This is a genomic window from Candidatus Accumulibacter necessarius (genome assembly GCF_036625085.1).
Genome location: NZ_JAZKUM010000007.1, coordinates 287,854 through 306,123 on the forward strand (window position 1 = coordinate 287,854; position 18,270 = coordinate 306,123).

Below are 18,270 nucleotides of genomic sequence, written 5' to 3' on the forward strand. Positions count from 1 at the left end.
GATGGAATCGACAAACGTTGCAACAGGCTTTTGGTTCGCTTGCCAGGCTGCTTCCAGGCGGGCCGTCTGCCAGGCGCCCATGTTATGCCGAAACGGTCGCTCGTGCGGCTCGGCATGGCAGAGCCGGGTGAAGGTCCGGGGCCGGCCGCGGTCAGCTTTGCGCGCACGCTCAGGTGCATCGCTGTCCCCGGGTCAGGGCCAGGTACGACAGGGGCGCGGCTAGCGTGCAGACAGCCACGGCCAGGGCCAGCACTGCACCGCCGCCGGCCAGCGCGTGGCCGACGGCGATTCCCACCAGCGCGGCGATGGTCATCTGAACGAAGCCCATCAGGGCCGAAGCCGAGCCGGCCATTGTCGGATAAGGGGCCAGCGCCCTGGCAATGGCATTCGGCATGACCAGGCCGGTTGCCACGGTACAGAAGAACATCGGTCCAAGGATGGCGGCGATGCTGCGGACGCCCGAGAATTCGAGTGCCGCCATGCTGACTCCGGCGATGGCGCCGAGCCAGGCGCCGCGAAGGAGCAGGTAATCGCTGCCGAGACGTCTGACCAGCCGGCCGGAGGCCAGCGAGCCCAGCAGGTAGCCGGCGATGACGACGCCGAAGCACAGGCCATACACCTGCGGCGTCAGGCCGTGGCGATCCGCGAGTACGAATGACGAAGCAGAGATGAAGGCGAACAGCGCGCTGTAGGAAAAGGAGAAGCTGAGCAGGCAGCCCAGATAGTGGCGGTCGGCGAGCAAGCGGGCGAAGTTGGCGACCATCTGGCGCGGATTGCTTGCCGCTGGGTCGCGATGGACATTGCTTTCGCTTAGCATGCAGGCGACGGCGACAAGCTGCAGCGCGCCAATGAGGAGCAGCAGCACGAAATTGGACTGCCAGCCGAAGAGAACGGTCAGGAAACCACCGAGCGTCGGTCCGACCAGCGGCGCAATGGCCATTGCGCCACCCATGTAGGCAATGATCCGTGCCGATTCGCTGGCGCCCCAGAGGTCGCGGACGACCGCTCGGCCGATCACCGGCCCCGCGCAGGCGCCAAGGGCCTGCACGAAACGGGCAAGGACGAGCATCTCGATGCTTGTCGCAAGGACGCAGCCGATCGAGCCCGCACAAAAGAGCGCCAGGCCGCCGAGCATGAGCGGTCGTCGCCCGAAGCGATCGGACAGCGGACCATAGAAAATCTGCCCGCAGGCAAAGCCGGCAAGGAACACCGACAGCGTCAGCTGCACCCCGGCCGCATCGGTGGCAAAGACTCTGGCCAGCGTCGGCAGTGCCGGCAGGTAGAGATCGGTGGACAAGGGGCCGAGGGCGACCAGCGTCGTCAGCAGCGCTGCCAGCGCGAAGGACGGACGGGCGGAAGTCATCCGCTACGACGGCGGCCGATTGTTGCGGGCAGCATGTTCAGGGTTCCCCGCTCAAACGCTTCATCCAGCCTGCAGTGCCGCCAGTTCCCGCTCGTCGAAACCCGCGGCCCGGCGTGCTGCGAGGTTGAAAGGCCCGCGCAGGCGTGGCGCGCGGTACCTCTGGACCAGTTCGGCGTAACAGGCCACCGGCTCCAGACGCCGCTGGTCGCAGAGCCACCGGTACCAGCGGTTGCCGATGGCGACATGGCCGATCTCGTCACCGAGGATGGTTTCCAGGATCGCAGCGCCGCGCTCGTCGCCGACGCGGCGCAGCTTGTCGCGAATCGGCGGTGCCGCGTCGAGCCCCCGCGCCTCCAGCGTTCGCGGCACCAGGGCCAGGCGCGCGAGCAGGTCGTCGCTGGTCTTTTCGGCCATTTCCCACAGACCGTTGTGGGCCGCATAGTCGCCGTAGCTGAAACCCATCGTTTGCAGGTGTTCGCGCAGCAGTTCGAAGTGGCCGGCCTCCTCTCTGGCGACGCCGATCCAGTCACGGTAGAAGTCGTGCGGCAGGCCGTCGAATCGCCAGGTGATGTCGAGCGCCAGGTTGACCGCATTCAGCTCGATATGGGCCAGCGAGTGAATCAGCGCCGCGCGTCCCTCAAGGGTGCTGACCGGTCGCTGGGCAAGCTGCGCCGGCGGCACCAGCAGCGGCCTGGCGGTGCGGCCGGGGAGTGTTTCGGCCAGCAGGCGGCTGCGATCGGGCGGGGCGAACTGCAGATCCTCCCGGGCTGGGGCCATGGCCTGGACGGCCGTGCACTTTTCGCGTGGACCGCTGATCAGCAGGGCGTCGAGGGCGAGTTGGCGCAGGTTCAAAGGGCTCCTTGCGGCATCGTCGACTGCGGTGCAGCGATGAAACCATAGCGTCCGGGTACTTCGGATCGGCGCAGCGAGTGCAACGGCACGCGACAGCCTTGCCAGGCAAGCGCCAGTTTCGTCGCGCCGGTCACCGGCTGCTCGATGGCTGCGAGGACGCTCGCGTCGTCGGCGACCTCGCCACTCGGCAGGCGCAGGCAGTGGCGCAGAGCGGGCAGGTCGCGGTCGCAGAGCAGGGCGATGCCGTCGTTGATCTCGATCAGCAGGTTGCCCTCTTCGTCGATGGCTGCGCTGCGGAACTCGTGGACGACTTCGCCGACATGCGTTGCGATCCGGTCTGCCGCCGTCAGGCGCAGAACCCAGGGCGTGTATTCGAGTTCGACGAATACCCGTTGTGGGCCGTTCTGCACGAAGTAATTGCCGTCCTCGTCATGCGCGTACTGTCGGTTCAGGAAATCGTTCAGGCCGCCGTGGGTGACCGCCTCGCCGCGCAGGCGCCAGCGGCCACGGCGGTCCAGCGACAGCCAGCCGTAACAGGCAGGCACATTCGGCCAGCGCAGCATGGCGCTGAAGTCAGGCTGACGCATGCTTCACCGGCGGCGCCCGGGTCCGTGAGACTTGCTGCCAATGCCGCCGGGCGTCGGCTCGAGCGCCGCGTCGCCGGGCACCTTAGAGCAGTTCCTCGATATCGCCTGCAATGGCGTCCGGGGCAGTGGCCGGCGCATAGCGTTGGGTCACTTCACCCTGGCGATTGACCAGGAACTTGGTGAAATTCCACTTGATTCCTTCGCTGCCGAGCAGGCCGGGTGCCGCCCTCTTCAGATACTGGTAGAGCGGGTGCGCGCCGTCGCCGTTCACCTCGATCCGGGCAAACATCGGGAAGCTGACACCGTAGTTCTTCTGGCAGAAACTCGCGATCTCCTCGGCCTCTCCGGGTTCCTGCGCGCCGAACTGGTTGCAGGGAAAACCGAGCACCACGAGGCCACGCTCACGATAGCGCTGGTAGAGCGCTTCGAGCCCTTCGTACTGCGGTGTAAAGCCGCATTTGCTGGCCGTGTTGACGATCAGCATGACCTTGCCCGCGTAGTCGCCAAGCGACTGGCTGCCGCCTGTGAGGCGCTCGGCGGTGAACTCATGAATTGCGCTCATCCTGATGTCTCCGGAAGTGAAATCGTTGTCTGGGGAGAGGGAAGTGTAATCAGAAATCGCCCGGGGTGCGCGCCGCTCCTGGTCACACTTCCAGCTCGTCGGTCGGCACGCAGGCACAGAAGAGGTGGCGGTCGCCATAAACGTCGTCCACCCGATTGACGCTCGGCCAGAACTTGTTTTCTGCTACCCAGGGCAGCGGGAAAACGGCCTCCCGGCGACTGTACGGTCGCTGCCATTCAGCGCCGACGATATCGGCCTGGGTATGTGGCGCATGCTTCAGCGGGTTGTCATCCGTCGGCCAGTGGCCCAGCTCGATCTGACGGATCTCTTCGCGGATGCTGATCATCGCCGCGATGAAGCGGTCGAGTTCGGCTTTTCCCTCCGACTCTGTCGGCTCGACCATCATCGTGCCGGCGACCGGGAAACTGACCGTCGGCGCGTGAAAGCCGTAGTCCATCAAGCGTTTGGCGATATCGATCTCGGAGATTCCTGTCGCTGCCTTGACTGGCCGGATGTCGAGGATGCATTCGTGCGCCACGCGCCCCTGGCTGCCGGTGTAGAGCACCGGATAGTGTGGCTGCAGGCGGCTGGCGAGGTAGTTGGCGTTGAGGATGGCCACTTGGGTGGCGCGCGTCAGCCCGCTGCCGCCCATCATCGCGATGTACATCCACGAGATGGGCAGAATCGAGGCGGATCCCCAGGGCGCCGCAGCCACAGCTCCCTGGCCAGCGTGCGGGCCACTGATCGGCTGTACGCTGTGGTTGGCCATGAACGGTGCCAGATGCGCCTTGAGGCCGATCGGTCCCATGCCCGGTCCGCCACCGCCGTGCGGGATGCAGAAGGTCTTGTGCAGATTCATGTGGCTGACGTCGGCGCCGATCAGCGCCGGCGAGGTCAGGCCGACCTGGGCATTGAGGTTGGCGCCGTCCATATACACCTGGCCGCCATGCTGGTGCACGATGGCGCAGATCTCCCTGACCGATTCCTCGAAGACGCCATGCGTCGACGGGTAGGTGATCATCAGGCAGGCGAGACTGGCCGCGTTCTGCGCCGCCTTGGCCGCCAGGTCGGCAAGGTCGATGTTGCCGGCCTCGTCGCAGTCGACCACCACCACCCGCATGCCGCACATCTGCGCAGTGGCCGGGTTGGTGCCGTGTGCCGACTTCGGAATCAGGCAGACCTTGCGCTGCGTCTCACCGCGGCTGGCGTGATAACGTGCGATGGCGACCAGGCCGGCGTATTCGCCCTGTGCCCCCGAGTTCGGCTGCATGCAGATGGCGTCAAAACCGGTGATCGCCTTGAGCCAGCTTTCCAGTTCGCTGATCATCTGCAGGTAACCCTGCGCCTGATCGAGCGGCGCGAAGGGGTGAATGTCCGTGAACTCGGGCCAGGTGATCGGGATCATCTCGCTGCTGGCGTTGAGCTTCATGGTGCAGGAACCCAGCGAGATCATCGAATGGTCGAGCGCGAGGTCACGGTTCTGCAGCTTCTTGAGGTAGCGCAGCATCTGGTGTTCGGTATGGTGCGTGTTGAATACCGGATGCGTGAGGATGGCGTCCTGGCGCAGCAGAGCGGTCGGCAAGGTCGGGTCGGACAGCTGCAGTTTCTCGTCGAGCGGCGCGAGGTCGGCGGTGACGCCGGTGATCAGTTTGAGCAGAGTGGTGATGTCGGCGCGTGTGGTCTTTTCATTGACCGCGATACCGAGCACGCCGGGCGAGACCTGGCGCAGGTTGTAGCCCCCTTCAACCGCGGCCTTGTAGGCGCTCAGTGCATGGCTGCCGAGGTCGATGCGCAGGCCGTCGAAAAAGTGCCTGCTGATGACGGTGATTCCGGCGCGCCGCAGTCCCTGCGCCAGAATCGCGGCCAGGCGGTGGATGCGACCGGCGATGCTGCGCAGACCTTGCGGGCCGTGGTAGACGGCGTACATGCCGGCCATGTTGGCAAGCAGAACCTGCGACGTGCAGATGTTCGAGTTGGCCTTCTCGCGCCGGATGTGCTGTTCGCGGGTCTGCAGCGCCATACGCAGCGCCCGCTTGCCGCGGGCGTCGATCGAAACACCGATGATGCGCCCGGCCACCGACCGCTTGTGTTCGTCCCGGGTGGCAAAAAAGGCGGCGTGCGGACCCCCGAAACCGAGCGGGATGCCGAAACGCTGCGACGATCCGAGGGCGATATCGGCACCCATTTCACCCGGTGAGCGGAGCAGCACCAGAGCCATCAGGTCCGAGGCCACGGCGACGACGCCACCGCGTGACTTGACGGCAGCGATCGGCCCGCTGAGGTCGCTGACTTCGCCCTCGTCATTCGGATACTGAAACAGCGCCCCGAACACCTCCTGCTGCGCCGCCTCTTCGGGCGCACCGAAGACCAGTTCAAAGTCGAAGAAGGAGGCGCGCGTCCGCAGTACGTCGATGGTTTGCGGGAAGCACGCGGCATCAACAAAGAACCGTTGCGACTTCGCCTTGCTGACCCGGCGTGCCATGCTCATCGCTTCGGCGGCGGCTGTCGCCTCGTCGAGCAGGGAAGCGTTGGCGAGTTCGAGGCCGGTCAGGTCGATCACCATCTGCTGGTAATTGAGCAGCGCCTCGAGGCGCCCCTGTGCGAGTTCCGCCTGGTACGGCGTGTAGGCGGTGTACCAGCCCGGGTTCTCAAGCACGTTGCGCAGAACCACGGTGGGGGTCAGGGTGTCGGCGTAGCCCATGCCGATCATCGAATGCTGCACGCGGTTGCGGCGGGCAATCGCCCGCAGCGCGGCCAGCGCTTCTCCCTCCGGGCGGGGCTCGGCAAGCGCCAGTGGCGCCGCCAGCCGGATTGCCGGCGGCACGGTCTGTTCGACCAGTTGCTCGAGGCTGCTCGCGTTGATACTTGCCAGCATGGCAGCGATTTCACTGGCGCTCGGGCCGATGTGGCGGTCAAGGAAATCGTCGCGCTGTTCGAGGGCGGCGAGCGAAGGGGACGAGGGTGAGGGCGAAAGGGGGGCAGGCATGGCGTCTTCCGGTAGCGCTTCCATTCGCCTAGGCGGCGTCAACGATCTGCCGGTAGGCGGCGGCATCGAGCAGGCCATCGAGGTCGCTGGCTGCCGCCGGCTTCATCCTGAACAGCCAGGCACCATAGGCGTCCTGATTGACCAGCTCGGGGGCATCGACCGCCGCCTGGTTGACCTCGATGACGGTTCCAGCGATCGGCGCGTAGACGTCGGCGGCTGCCTTGACCGATTCAACGACAGCGGCTTCCTGCTCGGCGGCGAGTGCGCGGCCAATATCCGGCAGTTCGATGAAAACCAGGTCGCCAAGCAATTCCTGGGCATGGTCGCTGATGCCGACGGTGACGGTGCCGTCCGCTTCGGCGCGGACCCATTCGTGACTTCTGGTGTACTTGAGGTCGGCGGGGATGTTCATCTTCTCTCCTGATAAATAAGATCAAGTCTGGCCATTTAATGCCATGAAATCAAACGAGGATGTTACCGTTTCTGACGAAAGAGGGTTTGACCACCCGGGCAGCGAGCCGCTTGTCGCGAACCGCCACCTGTACCGTGTCGCCGATCGCCGCGGCGAGCGGCAGGCGGGCGAGGGCGATCGATTGCTGCATCGTCGGCGAGAAGCTGCCACTGGTGATCTCGCCGTCGCCATGGGTCGTGTGTACCGCCTGGTGCGCTCGCAGCACGCCGCGGTCGAGCAGTACCAGGCCGAGAAACCGGACTTGCTGCGGCCGGGCGAGGAGGGCGGCCTTGCCGACGAAGTCGCGCGGTGATACGAGATCGACCGTCCAGGCCAGGCCGGCGTCGAGCGGCGAAACTGTTTCGTCCATATCCTGGCCGTAGAGATTCATGCCGGCCTCAAGGCGCAGCGTGTCGCGGGCGCCCAGCCCACAAGGCCGCACACCCGCTGCAGCGAGTGCCTGCCAGAGGCCGTCGGCCCGGGCGGCGGGCAGGGTGATCTCGTAGCCATCTTCACCCGTATAGCCGGTACTGGCGATGAAGTGGTCGCCGACGACGGCGGCAAAGAAGGGCTTCAGCGCTTCACTGGCTGCCCGGCATTCGGGCAGCACCTGCCACACCTTCTGGCGAGCATGCGGTCCCTGGACAGCGATCATCGCCAGCGCCCCGGCGCCCTCGCGGCGGGGCGTGATGTCTACCGCAAGCTGCCACTCGTCGCGGCGGGCGGCCATCCAGTCCAGATCCTTCTCGGCGGTGCCGGCGTTGACCACCACCCGGTAGCTACGGTCGTCGAGGTAATACACGATCAGGTCATCGATCACCCCGCCGGCTTGGTTGAGCATGGCGCTGTACAGTGCCTTGCCGGGGACCTTCAGCCGCTCGACATTGTTGGCCAGCAGGCGACGGAGAAAAACACCGGCGTCGCGACCCGCCACATCAACGGCGCACATGTGCGAGACGTCGAACATGCCGGCGTCGCGGCGCACGGCGTGATGTTCCTCGATCTGTGAACCATAGTGCAGCGGCATCTCCCAGCCGCCGAAATCGACCATTCGGGCGCCGCTTCGGCGGTGGCAGGCATTGAGGACAGTTTTCTTCATCGTATCAATCCATAGGGAGCACTTGTTGGAGTGGATTCCAGAAACGGAAAAGGGGCGAACCCGATTAGAGTTCACCCCCCTGTCCATGTACCTGAGAGATTGTCGGGCGGCTACCCTCATTCGCAGCCGCTCTTGCCCCATCGGTGGGCGCTCCGCCAACAGCGTGCGCCGCTCTCCAGAGTTCATTGCACGAACGGTCCTTTTGCCTGAGCGTTTCCGGGTGGATTGCGCCGTCGGCGGCGACACTGTCGCCCTCTCCCATTCGCGACGCGACTATAACGCGCCGGGGGCTCGGCTCGCAAGGCAATCGTCGCTGGCGTCGGTCGTCGCGGTGCAGCGAAAGGGCATCGCCGGGCGGTGCGCAGCCCTTCAACTGTGCCTCGGGAGGCGGGATTCGGGGTCTTCAAGAGACATGCCTGGCCGCGGCGGCGGGGTCCCCCTCCGCGGCGCGGCCCCTGCCGCGGGGCTGCACTTCGCAGGGACTACAGGGGGCTAGGTGCTCCAGGGGGCAACAGAGCCTCGCTTCGCGAGAGCGAGGTGGTCGACCGGGAGCGGGTGGGCCATGTGTGGGGTGTCGGTTTTTTTTACACTTGAGTTATCTTGAACGATTCGTGAATTATTAAACACTTGGTTTCATGGAACATTCCTTTTTGGGCACGAATATTGCTACTTTTTCGCTGAGTCAGGTTTTGTTGAGGACGCACGGATGTTGCTTTCCGGGTTTCCGAAAGCCAAGACTTGTGAAGCCCATTAAAACCCTCATCAACCGGTCTGCGAAACGGACTGGTGATTGACGTGAAGGAGTTCTCAATGAATCTACTATCTAGCAAGACAAGAATCGCTTTGGCGGTGCTGGCGATGACCGCTTCGGCCGGCGCGTCGGCTAATTTCGTGGGTGTGAATATGGTGGTGACCGGCATTGCCGGTGGTAACAACAACATTCTCTGGAGCAACGTCGGGGGTGTGCTTTACCCCTCGCAAAACCCGAATAAGGCACAGGCGCAGGGCGCACTTGATGATCCAGCGCCCGGCAGTAACGTCGAGCTCGGAAAGTTCGGCTCGGGTGGCGCGATGGCGGGCACGGTCAACGGCAAGCCTATCGAGCTGAGTGGGCTTGAAATTGGTGACTGGAATACCACCGGACTTGATCGACGGTATATTCAGGCTGCGGCAGTGGCGAATCTTGGCCGATCGTTGACCGCTGGCGAATTGGCAGATGCACTCAAGGCTTTCTACCTGCCGTCACTTCCCGGTGGCTTCGCACCTTGGCAATTGGTAAGTGATCCCAACATTTCTTACGTTTACATCGACGGGCACACGGTCAATATCGGCCTGGCCGGATTCCTTGACGCGGGGCCCATTCTCGAGGAGCTGTTCAAGCCAATCAAGCTGCCTCCGAAGGAAGGATATTATCAAGCAAGCGAAGTAGTCGAAGTGACTCTGGGCGGCAGCGTCCATGACTACCTCTTCGGTTTTTCGGCCACCAATTCCGGCGTTTATGCTGTCGGTAGCGACTTCATGGAGGTCAACGGGGTTCGCATCCCTGTGCCGTTCGAGTTGCGTTCGTACTCCGGCAACTACAACGTGCAGATCCCCGAACCCGAATCGCTGGCGCTGCTGGGCATCGGTCTCGTCGGTCTGTTCCTCGGCCGTCGCCGTCGGGTCTGAGCGAGCCTGAGAGTTCACCGGCGCGCAAGCGCCGTGAAGTTCCAAGAGCAGAGCCCGCAAGGGCTCTGCTTGTGTCGAGCGTGACCAGTGTCCGGGGCGGCGCTGAAGCCTTGACTGTGAATTGCGGAGGTGGCCGTGGATTTGGCCGTTTTGTTCGGCGTGTGTCTGCTGGTATCCGGTGTGGCGATCCGAGTAGGCATTGCGCTTGCCGGCTACCTCGGAATCATGGATCACCCTGGCGGGCACAAGCAGCACCAGGCGAGTACGCCGTTTGTCGGCGGCTTTGGCTTGATGACTGTTGTCGTCAGCGCTTCTCTGTTGGCCGATACGTTTTTTGCTGATGTCACGCTTGGTCCCCTGAGCGGGATTCTTTTTGGCGCACTGGCCATCTTTCTCACCGGCCTGGTTGATGATATCTGGCGCCTTGGTTTCAAGCCCCGTTTCATCGTGCAGGCGCTGGTTGCGTTGTCGATGGTCTTCCTCGGCGGCGTCGAACTCCGCTCGCTTGGTGAGCTGTTTCCGGGCGTGGTCGTTGATCTCGGCTGGCTGGCCATTCCTCTGACCGTTTTCGCAACCATCGGCCTGATCAATGCTGTCAACATGATGGATGGCATTGATGGCCTTTCAGGCACGGGGAGTCTGGTCAGTCTGGCGCTGACCTGCATCGTCGCGTATTACGGCAACGGAAGTTCCTATGTCTTTCTCATTGTTGCCCTGATGGGTGGCGTCGCAGGCTTCCTCTATTACAATCTCCGCTATCCGGGTAACCGCCGCGCGCGGGTTTTTCTAGGCGACAACGGCAGCATGTTGCTGGGCTTCCTCTTTGCCTGGTTGTTCATTGCCATGTCGCAGGGGGAGCAGGCGGCGATGACGCCGGTTACCGCGTTGTGGTTGTTGGCTCTGCCGCTGATGGATACCGTCGGCGTCATGCTGCGCCGTCTCTGGTTTGGCGGGTCGCCGTTCCGTGCTGACCGCAACCATCTGCATCATCTCTTCGTCCGCGCCGGCTTTCGGGTAAGCGACGTCGTTCTTCTTGCGGCTGTGATGCAAGTTCTCTTTGGCTTGATCGGGGTCTGTGGTTTCCTGCTGGGTGTCCCCGAGTATCTGATGTTCTGGCTGTTTCTCGGGGTTTTCGCGGTGTACTTCGTGGTCATCCTGCGGCCCTCAAGCCTGGTTATCCGTCTGCGCCAGCTCAATCGCTGGCTGGGGCTGCCGTCGGTCCAGGTGCGGGGCATCTTTGTCGGCTATCTGCGCAGGGAGAAGTCTCCGGAGATTGTTGCGGTGATCTCGCAGGGACTTGGCAGCACTTATGATTTCCAGCTCGGTGTGTACGAGATGGACAGGTCTTCGACCGACGGCCGCAACGTCTATTGTGTCGTGCACATTCACACCGACGGCGACGAGCAGCTGATCGGCAACATACAGCGTGATGCGCGGCGCATCAAGAGGCGCATCGCCGGGCAGCCGGGACTTGAGGTACGTCTCTTCATGGGCCGTAGCAGCCCGAACTCTCGTGTGGGTGCCGGCGAGCCATTGATACCGGGCAGCAGCCGGGAGGCTGATCGCCGTGGTGTCCGGAGCACCTTGATCTACTAGATGGAGCGTGGCTGCTGCCCGGTCGAGAGCACCGTTCCGGGGTTTGAAGTCAGCGTTCCACCGTCCTGCAGGTGAGTTGAGCACATGTTCAGCAGGATTCTCACAGTCTGTACCGGCAACATCTGTCGCAGCCCGGCGGCAGAGTTCCTGCTGCGTCAGCGTATCGAAAAAGCCGGGAAGCGGGTGGAAGCGCGCTCCGCGGGCATCGGCGCGCTGGTCGATCATCCGGCGGAAGAAGCCACCTGTGCGATGATGAATGCGCGTGGTGTGGACCTCAGTACACATCGTGCCAGCCAGCTCACGCCCGAGCGTCTGCGCTGGGCTGAACTCGTTCTGGTCATGGAAAAACACCACCGGGAGGCGGTGCTGGCGATGGACCCGACGGCGCGTGGCAAGACCTTCCTGCTCGGGCACTGGACGAGGACCGAGATTCCCGACCCGTATCGGCGAGGAGATGCAGCGCACGCGGAAGCGCTGCAGTTGATCGAGGATGCGCTCGATCCGTGGATCAGCAAGCTCTGCTGAGCTGGCTGTTCTTTGCGCGGGTGTGAAATAAGGCACTGGTCCCGAAGTCGACCGGCGTTATCCTTGCGTTCGGAACCGACGACTCCCCCGGCAGCACCAGCATCGCATTTTTTCGGCCGGGTGAAGGTTCCCAGGCTGCACACGGGGTTCGCCGGGGTTCGCCCAAGGCGCCTGGACGAGCACCGCCGGAGGTATGCCGGGCGGCTCTGAACGGGCTGATCAGGCCGACCACAGGCGCTGATGTCTTTGCGCGATGGTCCAGCCGGGGGTAAACTGCGCGGCGCCCGTTGACGAGAGGTTCTCGGCAGCCGCAATGAGGGAAAGATATGAGGAGTTCGGCATGAAGCTGTCCTTTGCCCGCCATGACGGGAGCCGTCGCTTGCTGGTGTGTGTCGCCGCGAGCCTGTTGGCGGGTTGCACCCTCATTCCCGGTAACCAGAATTACGGCAACCGTGAGGAGTCCGACGTCAGGCTGCCGGTGCAGCAGGGCGACTTGCTTGCGCCAGCCAACATCAAGATCAGACCGATCACCGCCGAACTGATCATCGACATGTTCAAGGTGGCGCGGCCGCCGATTGGCGATGGCACCAGCTCCGCGAAGGTGGCAACGAAGGACAGTCCGCGTTTCACGGGTGACAACCCCGCGTCGGTGCCCGAGTACCGGCTAGGTCCAGGCGACATCATCTCTATCATCGTCTGGGATCACCCTGAACTGACCATTCCGGCGGGCAGTTTCCGGACGGCCGAGCAGGCGGGTACCGTGGTTGCCGAAGACGGGACGATCTTTTATCCCTACGTCGGGGTGATCAAGGCCCAGGGCAAGACGACCAGCGAGCTACGGGCGATGCTGTCGGCCAAGCTGGCCAAGTACATTGAGCGCGTTCAGCTCGATGTGCGCATGGTCGCCTTCCGTAGCCAGCAGGTGTATGTCGTCGGCGAAGTGGCGAAGCCGGGGATTCAGCAGGTGACCGATATTCCGATGACCGTTCTCGATGCGGTCAATCGTGCCGGAGGCTTCACGCCGGAGGCGGATTACAGCCGCGTGCTGCTGACCCGGCGCGGCACGACCTATCTGGTCGATATCCAGGCGATGTATGACTACGGTGCCAGCGATCAGAATGCGCTGCTTGAGCAGGGCGACATCGTCAACGTCGCCGATCGCAGTTACAACAAGGTCTTCGTACTTGGCGAAGTGACCAAGCCGGGCTCGCTGGTGATGAACAGGAAGCGTTCGACGCTCGCCGAAGCGCTCAGTGATGCCGGTTACATCAATCAGAATACCGCCGATCCACGCTGGATTTACGTGATGCGCGGCAACACCGATACGCCTGAGCTGTTCCATCTCGATTCGCGTCTACCTGATGCGCTGTTGCTCGCCGATCGCTTTCCGCTGCGGCCACGCGACATCATCTATGTGGACACGGCACCGGTTGTTCGCTGGCAGCGCGTAGTCGCGAACATCCTGCCGACTGTGAATATGCTCAATTTGACTAGCCAGACCTACTTCCCACTTCTCGGCGGACGGCAGCCGTCGCGTTGAAGCAGAGCTGGGTGGCTTGCCCGGGCGCTCGGTGGGCCTTGTCGGCTGAGGACCGCCGGCTTGCTCGCATCACGCTTCGCCCGGCGCGCTGCCCGGCGACCACAACCACGGACAACCAATGGACAACGATCAGTCAAGACCCTTTCCCAATGCGGGCAGCGTCCCCGGTGTGATCACGGCCGCCATGCAGCCGATGCAGCAGGCTTCCGCTGACGAAGAGGATGAAGGCCTGGCGCTGGGCGAGATCATTGCCGTACTGATGGACTATCGCTGGCTGATCGCGGCGATCAGTCTCTTCGCGCTGGCCCTCGGTCTGGCGTGGGTGCTGGTGGCCAAGCCGGTGTACCGGGCGGACGGATTGCTCCAGGTCGAAGAAAAGAGCTCTGGCGTTGGCTCGCTCAAAGCCTTGCAACCACTTCTCGGTGACGATACGACGGTTTCCGCCGAGGTCGAGATCCTCAGCTCGCGGATGGTTCTTGGACGAGTGGTAAATAAACTCAAGCTCGACATCGTTGCCGTGCCGAGGACGCTGCCGCTGATTGGCGGTGCGTTTGCCCGGCGCTATGAGGGCGACGAGCCGAACTCAGCGTGGCTTGGCTTTTCGAGCTTCGCCTGGGGTGGCGAACGGATCCAGGTCGATTCGCTCGACGTTCCCCCGCACGCGCTCGACCAGCGACACACCCTGATCGCCCGGGAGGGCGGTACGTTCGAAGTTTTTGACGACGATGACCGCCTGGTCCTCAAGGGAAAGGCAGGGACGCGTGCCAGTGACCAGGGCTACTCCATCTTTGTCGCGCAACTCAGAGCGCGGCCGGATACGCAGTTCCGGTTGACGAAACGCTCTGCTGAAGCGGCGATTGACGATCTGCGTCGCAACTACTCGGTCAAGGAACGGGGAAAGAAGTCAGGCGTTCTCGAGCTGAGCCTGATGGGGTATGACCCGGCAGAGATCGGTCTAGTGCTGGATGATGTCCTCAATACCTACGTCAGGCAGAACGTCGAGCGGCGGTCGGCTGAAGCCGAGAAAACGCTCAAGTTCCTCGAAACCCAGTTGCCTGCGCTCAAGACACAGGTTGACAGCGCCGAGGCGGCTTACAACAACTATCGCCAGAGCCGCGGCTCGCTCGACCTGAGCTTGGAGACGCAGGGCATCCTGAAGTCGCTGGTTGAAGTCGAGAATGCCGCGGTACTGCTCAAGCAGGAGCGCGACGAACTGCGCCAGAACTTCACCCCGGAGCACCCCCGGATCCAGGCGGTAGACAACAAGCTGGCGCGCCTCAACGACCGCCGCAAGCAGTTTGATGGCGAGGTGTCGCGCCTGCCCGATACACAGCAGACCGTTCTGCGGCTGGCGCGCGATGTCGAGGTCTCCAACCGGCTATACACCGAGCTGCTCAACACGGCACAGCAGTTGCGGGTATCCAAGGCCGGCACGGTTGGCGACGTGCGCGTCATCGATACCGCTGCCGTCGCTCGCAAGCCGGTTGGTGCGGGCCCGGTCGCGATCCTGGGAATTGCCCTGCTGCTAGGCCTGCTGGTCAGCATGGTGGTGATCTGGGTACTGCGTTCGCTGCGGGTGGTGGTGGAAGACCCGGAGATCATCGAGTCACAGCTCGGCCTGCCGGTGTACGCGACGGTGCCTCACAGCAAGACCGAACTTGAGTTGCATCGCAAGGCGCGCGGCGGCGTCGGTGAACTGCTGGCGGTATCGTATCCGCAGGATGACGCGGTCGAGAGCCTGCGCGGACTGCGCACGACGCTGCACTTCGCACTCCTAGACGCCCAGCGTAACTCGCTGCTGATCACCGGATCGAGTCCGGGCCTGGGCAAGAGCTTCATCTCCAAGAACCTGGGCGCGGTTCTGGCACAGGTCGACAAACGGGTCGTGATCGTCGATGCCGACCTGCGCCGGGGACACCTGCACCAGGAGTTCGGCCTCGAGCGGGCGGTCGGCGTTTCAGAGTATGTGGCGGGCCAGGCATCCCTTGAAGACCTCCTGAAGAGCACGATGGTGCCCAAGCTGTCGGTGGTCACGACCGGCCAGATTCCACCGAATCCTTCCGAGTTGTTGATGCATCCGCGTTTTCAAGTGCTGCTGAGCGAACTCGCTGCGCGCTTCGATACGGTCATTGTTGATGCGCCGCCGGTGCTGGCGGTCTCCGATGCGGCGATCATCGGGCGGCATGTCGGCGCAACGCTGATGGTCGCGCGGGCGGGCAAGCACCCGATCCGCGAGCTCGAACAAGCGGTGAAGCGGCTCAATCAGGCCGGCGTACAGGTCAAGGGCTTTGTTTTCAACGACCTCAACGTCAGTCGCCAGAATTACCGTTACGGCTACAAGGGTTACGTGTACCGTTACTCGTACAAGACCTAGACGATTGGCGGCGAGGGGGCTATTTGCTGGCAGATCCCTGGCTGGCACGCCGCCGCCCGCGCCTCGTAGAGGCAGACGCCGGTGGCGACCGACACGTTGAGGCTGGCAACCGAGCCGAGCATGGGGATGCTGACCAGTTGATCGCAGGTTTCCCGGGTCAGGCGACGCAGGCCGTCGCCTTCGGCACCGAGCACCCAGGCGCAGGCGACTGGCCACTGAGCAGCATAAAGATCGTCCTTTGCCTCGGCATCGGTGCCGACCAGCCAGATCCCGCGTTCCCTTCAGTTCGCGCAAGCTGCGGGCAAGATTGGTGACCGTGATGTAGGGCACCGTTTCGGCCGCTCCGCTGGCCACCTTGATCGCCGTCTGGGTGAGGCCGACGGCGCGGTCCCTGGGCGCGATCACCGCATGCGCGCCGACGGCATCGGCGACCCGCAGGCAGGCGCCGAGATTGTGCGGGTCCTGGATGCCGTCAAGGACGAGCAGGAACGGCGCTTCGTCCAGCGTATCGAGCACGTCGTCGAGCGTCACGTGGCGTTGCGTCGAATCGACAGTGGCGATGACACCCTGATGCCGGGCGCCGGGAGCCATCGCTTCCAGGCGGACGGAAGGTACCGGCAGCACGCGCACCTTGGCGAACTCCGCGTGCGCCAGCAGGTCGCGCAGACGCGCATCGTGGCGCCCGGAATCGACATAGATCTCGCGCACCGCACCGGCGTCGTGACGCAACTTGGCCAGGGTCGAATGAAAGCCGAAGATCAGTCGTGAGTGGGATGTCATCGAGGGGCGAGGAGCCAGGTTGAGGGGGAAGGGCTGGAGGGGAACGGTTCAGGGGACGATGTGCTTGTTGATGGCAGATTGCCCAGCTTGCGTCTGGTTGACCGCGATCGTCTCCAGGGTTCGCGAGCGCCAGTCGAGCACCGCGGTGCGCATGGTCATCTGTTCGCCAAGGCGAGGAAACTCGGCGCGAATGACATCGGCGGCGAAGGTTGACAGAAAGCGAGACTTGAGCTCGGCGCGCGCGCGGTCCACGCCGATCTCGTCGTAGGGCACCGAGGCCAGCAGCAGGAAGCCGTCGTCCGGGATGCGTCCAGCCTGCATGTTGGCTTCGATGATGCCGGCAGCGCGGCGGATCGGGACGTCGAGGTTCGGACTGTAGGGGCCGATGATCAGCGCGATGTTCGGCGTATGCAGGAAGTCGAAACCGCGGCCAAGACAGATCATCCACTCGCGGTGTTCGATGTCGAGCAGCCGTTCGTTACGGCGAATCTGCGCGCGCACGTTCTCGATATGTTCGAGATTGCCGTAGAACAGCGGTAGCAGATCAGCTCGCATGCGTGCCGGCATGTCCGGCAGCAGGGCGGCGAGGCGCAGTTCGAGCGTCGCCCGGTCAGTCGAAGTCAGCGTCGCCAGGTCGAGCTTGTCGCCGGCCGTACCATGGATCACCAGCGCGTCCTCGTCGGTCTCGAAACCGCAGACCAGAGGGGTACACGGTGCCGTGATCGGTGCCGAAGATGTGTTCGATCTGACGCCGTATTTCGTAGGTGTGGGCGATCGCCGCTGCCGTGTCGTACTGAAAGCCGGCGCAGCCCCGCCGCGGGTCGCCCTGCGAGTAATGGTAGGTGACCAGGAAGACGACGTTGCGGCCGGCGCTGACGACGCGCTGCACCTGGTGGGCGAGGACCTCACCGAGGTGCGGCCAGCCGAGGTCGAAGATGCCGCCGAGGTTGCGAAACGGCATCAGGATACCGACCGGTGTGTTGGTGGCGACCGGAATGTTGATCCGGCCGTCCATGCACTTGAGGACCGCGATCGCTGTCGGGTGTTCGGCCAGATAGCGCTCGCGTGCCAGCCACGCTTCCGGGCTGCGGAAGATCGTGCTGTGCCGATCGGCGAGGCCGAACAGCCAGTCGATGCGTTCCTCGATGGGTTTTCCGTGGATGTCCATGGCGACCGGAGCCTTCAGACGGCAAACGCGGCCAGTTGCTGGCCGGGGCATTCCACACCGCGGTTGCGGGCGGACGCTCACTAGTATCTTCGCGCTTGGCGCTCAGGTCAAACACTCCCGCCCGGCTGCTGGAGGTCGCGGTGCCGCCAGCCATCTAGGCCGCCCGGCAGGTGCTGCCGCTCAGACGATCATGCCGGCGCCGACGGTATTGTTCGACGACTCGTCGATGACGATGAAGGCGCCGGTGCCGCGGCTTTCCGTATACGGATCGGCGAAAATCGGCTGCGCCAGCCGGAAGCTGACGCGGGCGATATCGTTCATCAGCAGCCGCTCGGCCGCCTGCTGTTCCAGAGTGTTGACGTCGATCCGGTAGGTGATGCCGGCGAGCATCGCCTTGCTGTCGCGCGTGGTATGGCGCAGCAGGTACTTGCGGCGCGGGTCGAGCGGGGACTCCGACAGCCAGCAGAGCATGGCGTCGATCTGTTTGCTGACCATTGGCAGTTCGCCGCTCTTGACGATCATGTCGCCGCGCGAGATGTCGATCTCGTCGTCGAGCAGGATGGTCACTGACTGTTCTGCGACCGCGCAGGGCTGCGACTCGCCGAGCACCTGGATGTCCCTGACGCGGGTTTCGCGCCCTGAAGGCAGCACGGTCACCGCATCGCCGACGGCCAGCTCGCCGGACTCGACGCGGCCCATGAAGCCGCGATAGTCGTGCA

14 protein-coding genes, 2 pseudogenes and 2 riboswitches are annotated in these 18,270 nt (G+C 63.8%); of the genes and pseudogenes, 5 read left to right on the plus strand and 11 right to left on the minus strand.

Features of this window, described 5'->3' with window-relative positions; translation table 11 throughout:
• Nucleotides 1-169: 169 nt before the first annotated feature.
• The 7 genes from V5B44_RS19630 to gcvT all read right to left on the minus strand — a co-directional run bounded on the left by V5B44_RS19630 (nt 170) and on the right by gcvT (nt 7,900).
• Nucleotides 170-1,363 (minus strand): multidrug effflux MFS transporter, encoded by a 1,194-nt coding sequence (locus V5B44_RS19630; RefSeq protein ID WP_332360759.1) that lies wholly within the window; start codon nt 1,361-1,363, stop codon nt 170-172.
• Nucleotides 1,364-1,423: 60 nt separating this feature from the next.
• On the minus strand, nt 1,424-2,215 hold the full coding sequence (locus tag V5B44_RS19635) for a ferritin-like domain-containing protein (RefSeq protein ID WP_332360760.1): 792 nt from the start codon (nt 2,213-2,215) through the stop codon (nt 1,424-1,426).
• On the minus strand, nt 2,212-2,802 hold the full coding sequence (locus V5B44_RS19640) for a DUF2946 family protein (protein ID WP_332360761.1): 591 nt from the start codon (nt 2,800-2,802) through the stop codon (nt 2,212-2,214). Before V5B44_RS19640 ends, V5B44_RS19635 begins: the two co-directional genes overlap by 4 nt.
• 82 nt (nt 2,803-2,884) lie before the next feature.
• Nucleotides 2,885-3,364 carry a glutathione peroxidase gene (locus V5B44_RS19645; protein ID WP_332360762.1) on the minus strand — a complete coding sequence of 160 codons (480 nt, stop codon included), beginning with the start codon at nt 3,362-3,364 and terminating at the stop codon, nt 2,885-2,887.
• A gap of 82 nt (nt 3,365-3,446) precedes the next feature.
• A complete protein-coding gene (gcvP, locus tag V5B44_RS19650) occupies nt 3,447-6,350 on the minus strand; it encodes an aminomethyl-transferring glycine dehydrogenase (RefSeq protein WP_332360763.1) in 2,904 nt (967 codons plus the stop codon).
• 28 nt (nt 6,351-6,378) lie between these two features.
• Complete coding sequence (gene gcvH / locus V5B44_RS19655; RefSeq protein WP_332360764.1) at nt 6,379-6,762, minus strand: glycine cleavage system protein GcvH; 384 nt, start codon at nt 6,760-6,762, stop codon at nt 6,379-6,381.
• A gap of 49 nt (nt 6,763-6,811) precedes the next feature.
• A complete protein-coding gene (gene gcvT, locus V5B44_RS19660) occupies nt 6,812-7,900 on the minus strand; it encodes a glycine cleavage system aminomethyltransferase GcvT (protein ID WP_332360765.1) in 1,089 nt (362 codons plus the stop codon).
• A 77-nt stretch (nt 7,901-7,977) separates the two neighbouring features.
• Nucleotides 7,978-8,081, minus strand: a riboswitch (glycine riboswitch).
• Nucleotides 8,082-8,084: 3 nt separating this feature from the next.
• Nucleotides 8,085-8,171: riboswitch (glycine riboswitch) on the minus strand.
• A gap of 539 nt (nt 8,172-8,710) precedes the next feature.
• On the opposite strand from gcvT, the gene V5B44_RS19665 reads away from it, so the two are divergent.
• From V5B44_RS19665 to V5B44_RS19675, 3 genes are all read left to right on the plus strand, one after another.
• Entirely contained in the window at nt 8,711-9,568 is an 858-nt protein-coding gene (locus V5B44_RS19665) for an NF038130 family PEP-CTERM protein (RefSeq protein ID WP_332360766.1), read from the plus strand.
• A gap of 135 nt (nt 9,569-9,703) precedes the next feature.
• Nucleotides 9,704-11,164, plus strand: a complete 1,461-nt coding sequence (locus V5B44_RS19670) for an MraY family glycosyltransferase (protein ID WP_332360767.1) — start codon at nt 9,704-9,706, stop codon at nt 11,162-11,164.
• An 84-nt stretch (nt 11,165-11,248) separates the two neighbouring features.
• Nucleotides 11,249-11,689, plus strand: a complete 441-nt coding sequence (locus V5B44_RS19675; protein ID WP_332359673.1) for a low molecular weight protein-tyrosine-phosphatase — start codon at nt 11,249-11,251, stop codon at nt 11,687-11,689.
• A 219-nt stretch (nt 11,690-11,908) separates the two neighbouring features.
• On the opposite strand, the gene V5B44_RS19680 is transcribed toward V5B44_RS19675, so the two are convergent.
• Nucleotides 11,909-12,031, minus strand: a complete 123-nt coding sequence (locus V5B44_RS19680) for a hypothetical protein (RefSeq protein WP_332359674.1) — start codon at nt 12,029-12,031, stop codon at nt 11,909-11,911.
• Here V5B44_RS19680 and V5B44_RS19685 point away from each other — a divergent pair.
• Both V5B44_RS19685 and V5B44_RS19690 read left to right on the plus strand, forming a co-directional pair.
• A complete protein-coding gene (locus V5B44_RS19685; RefSeq protein ID WP_332360768.1) occupies nt 12,030-13,229 on the plus strand; it encodes a polysaccharide export protein in 1,200 nt (399 codons plus the stop codon). The two genes, V5B44_RS19680 and V5B44_RS19685, sit on opposite strands and share 2 nt — an antisense overlap.
• A 118-nt stretch (nt 13,230-13,347) precedes the next feature.
• Nucleotides 13,348-15,603: a polysaccharide biosynthesis tyrosine autokinase gene (locus V5B44_RS19690; protein ID WP_332360769.1), complete on the plus strand. Its 2,256-nt coding sequence runs from the start codon at nt 13,348-13,350 to the stop codon at nt 15,601-15,603.
• On the opposite strand, the pseudogene rlmB reads toward V5B44_RS19690, so the two are convergent.
• The 3 genes and pseudogenes from rlmB to V5B44_RS19705 form a co-directional block, all read right to left on the minus strand.
• Nucleotides 15,600-16,383 (minus strand): annotated as a pseudogene (gene rlmB, locus V5B44_RS19695) (23S rRNA (guanosine(2251)-2'-O)-methyltransferase RlmB). The gene V5B44_RS19690 and the pseudogene rlmB sit on opposite strands and share 4 nt — an antisense overlap.
• A gap of 48 nt (nt 16,384-16,431) precedes the next feature.
• Nucleotides 16,432-17,551: pseudogene (locus V5B44_RS19700) on the minus strand (hypothetical protein).
• A gap of 180 nt (nt 17,552-17,731) precedes the next feature.
• Nucleotides 17,732-18,270 (minus strand): elongation factor 1-alpha C-terminal domain-related protein (locus V5B44_RS19705; RefSeq protein WP_332360770.1); only part of this gene is annotated, 539 nt, incomplete at its 5' end.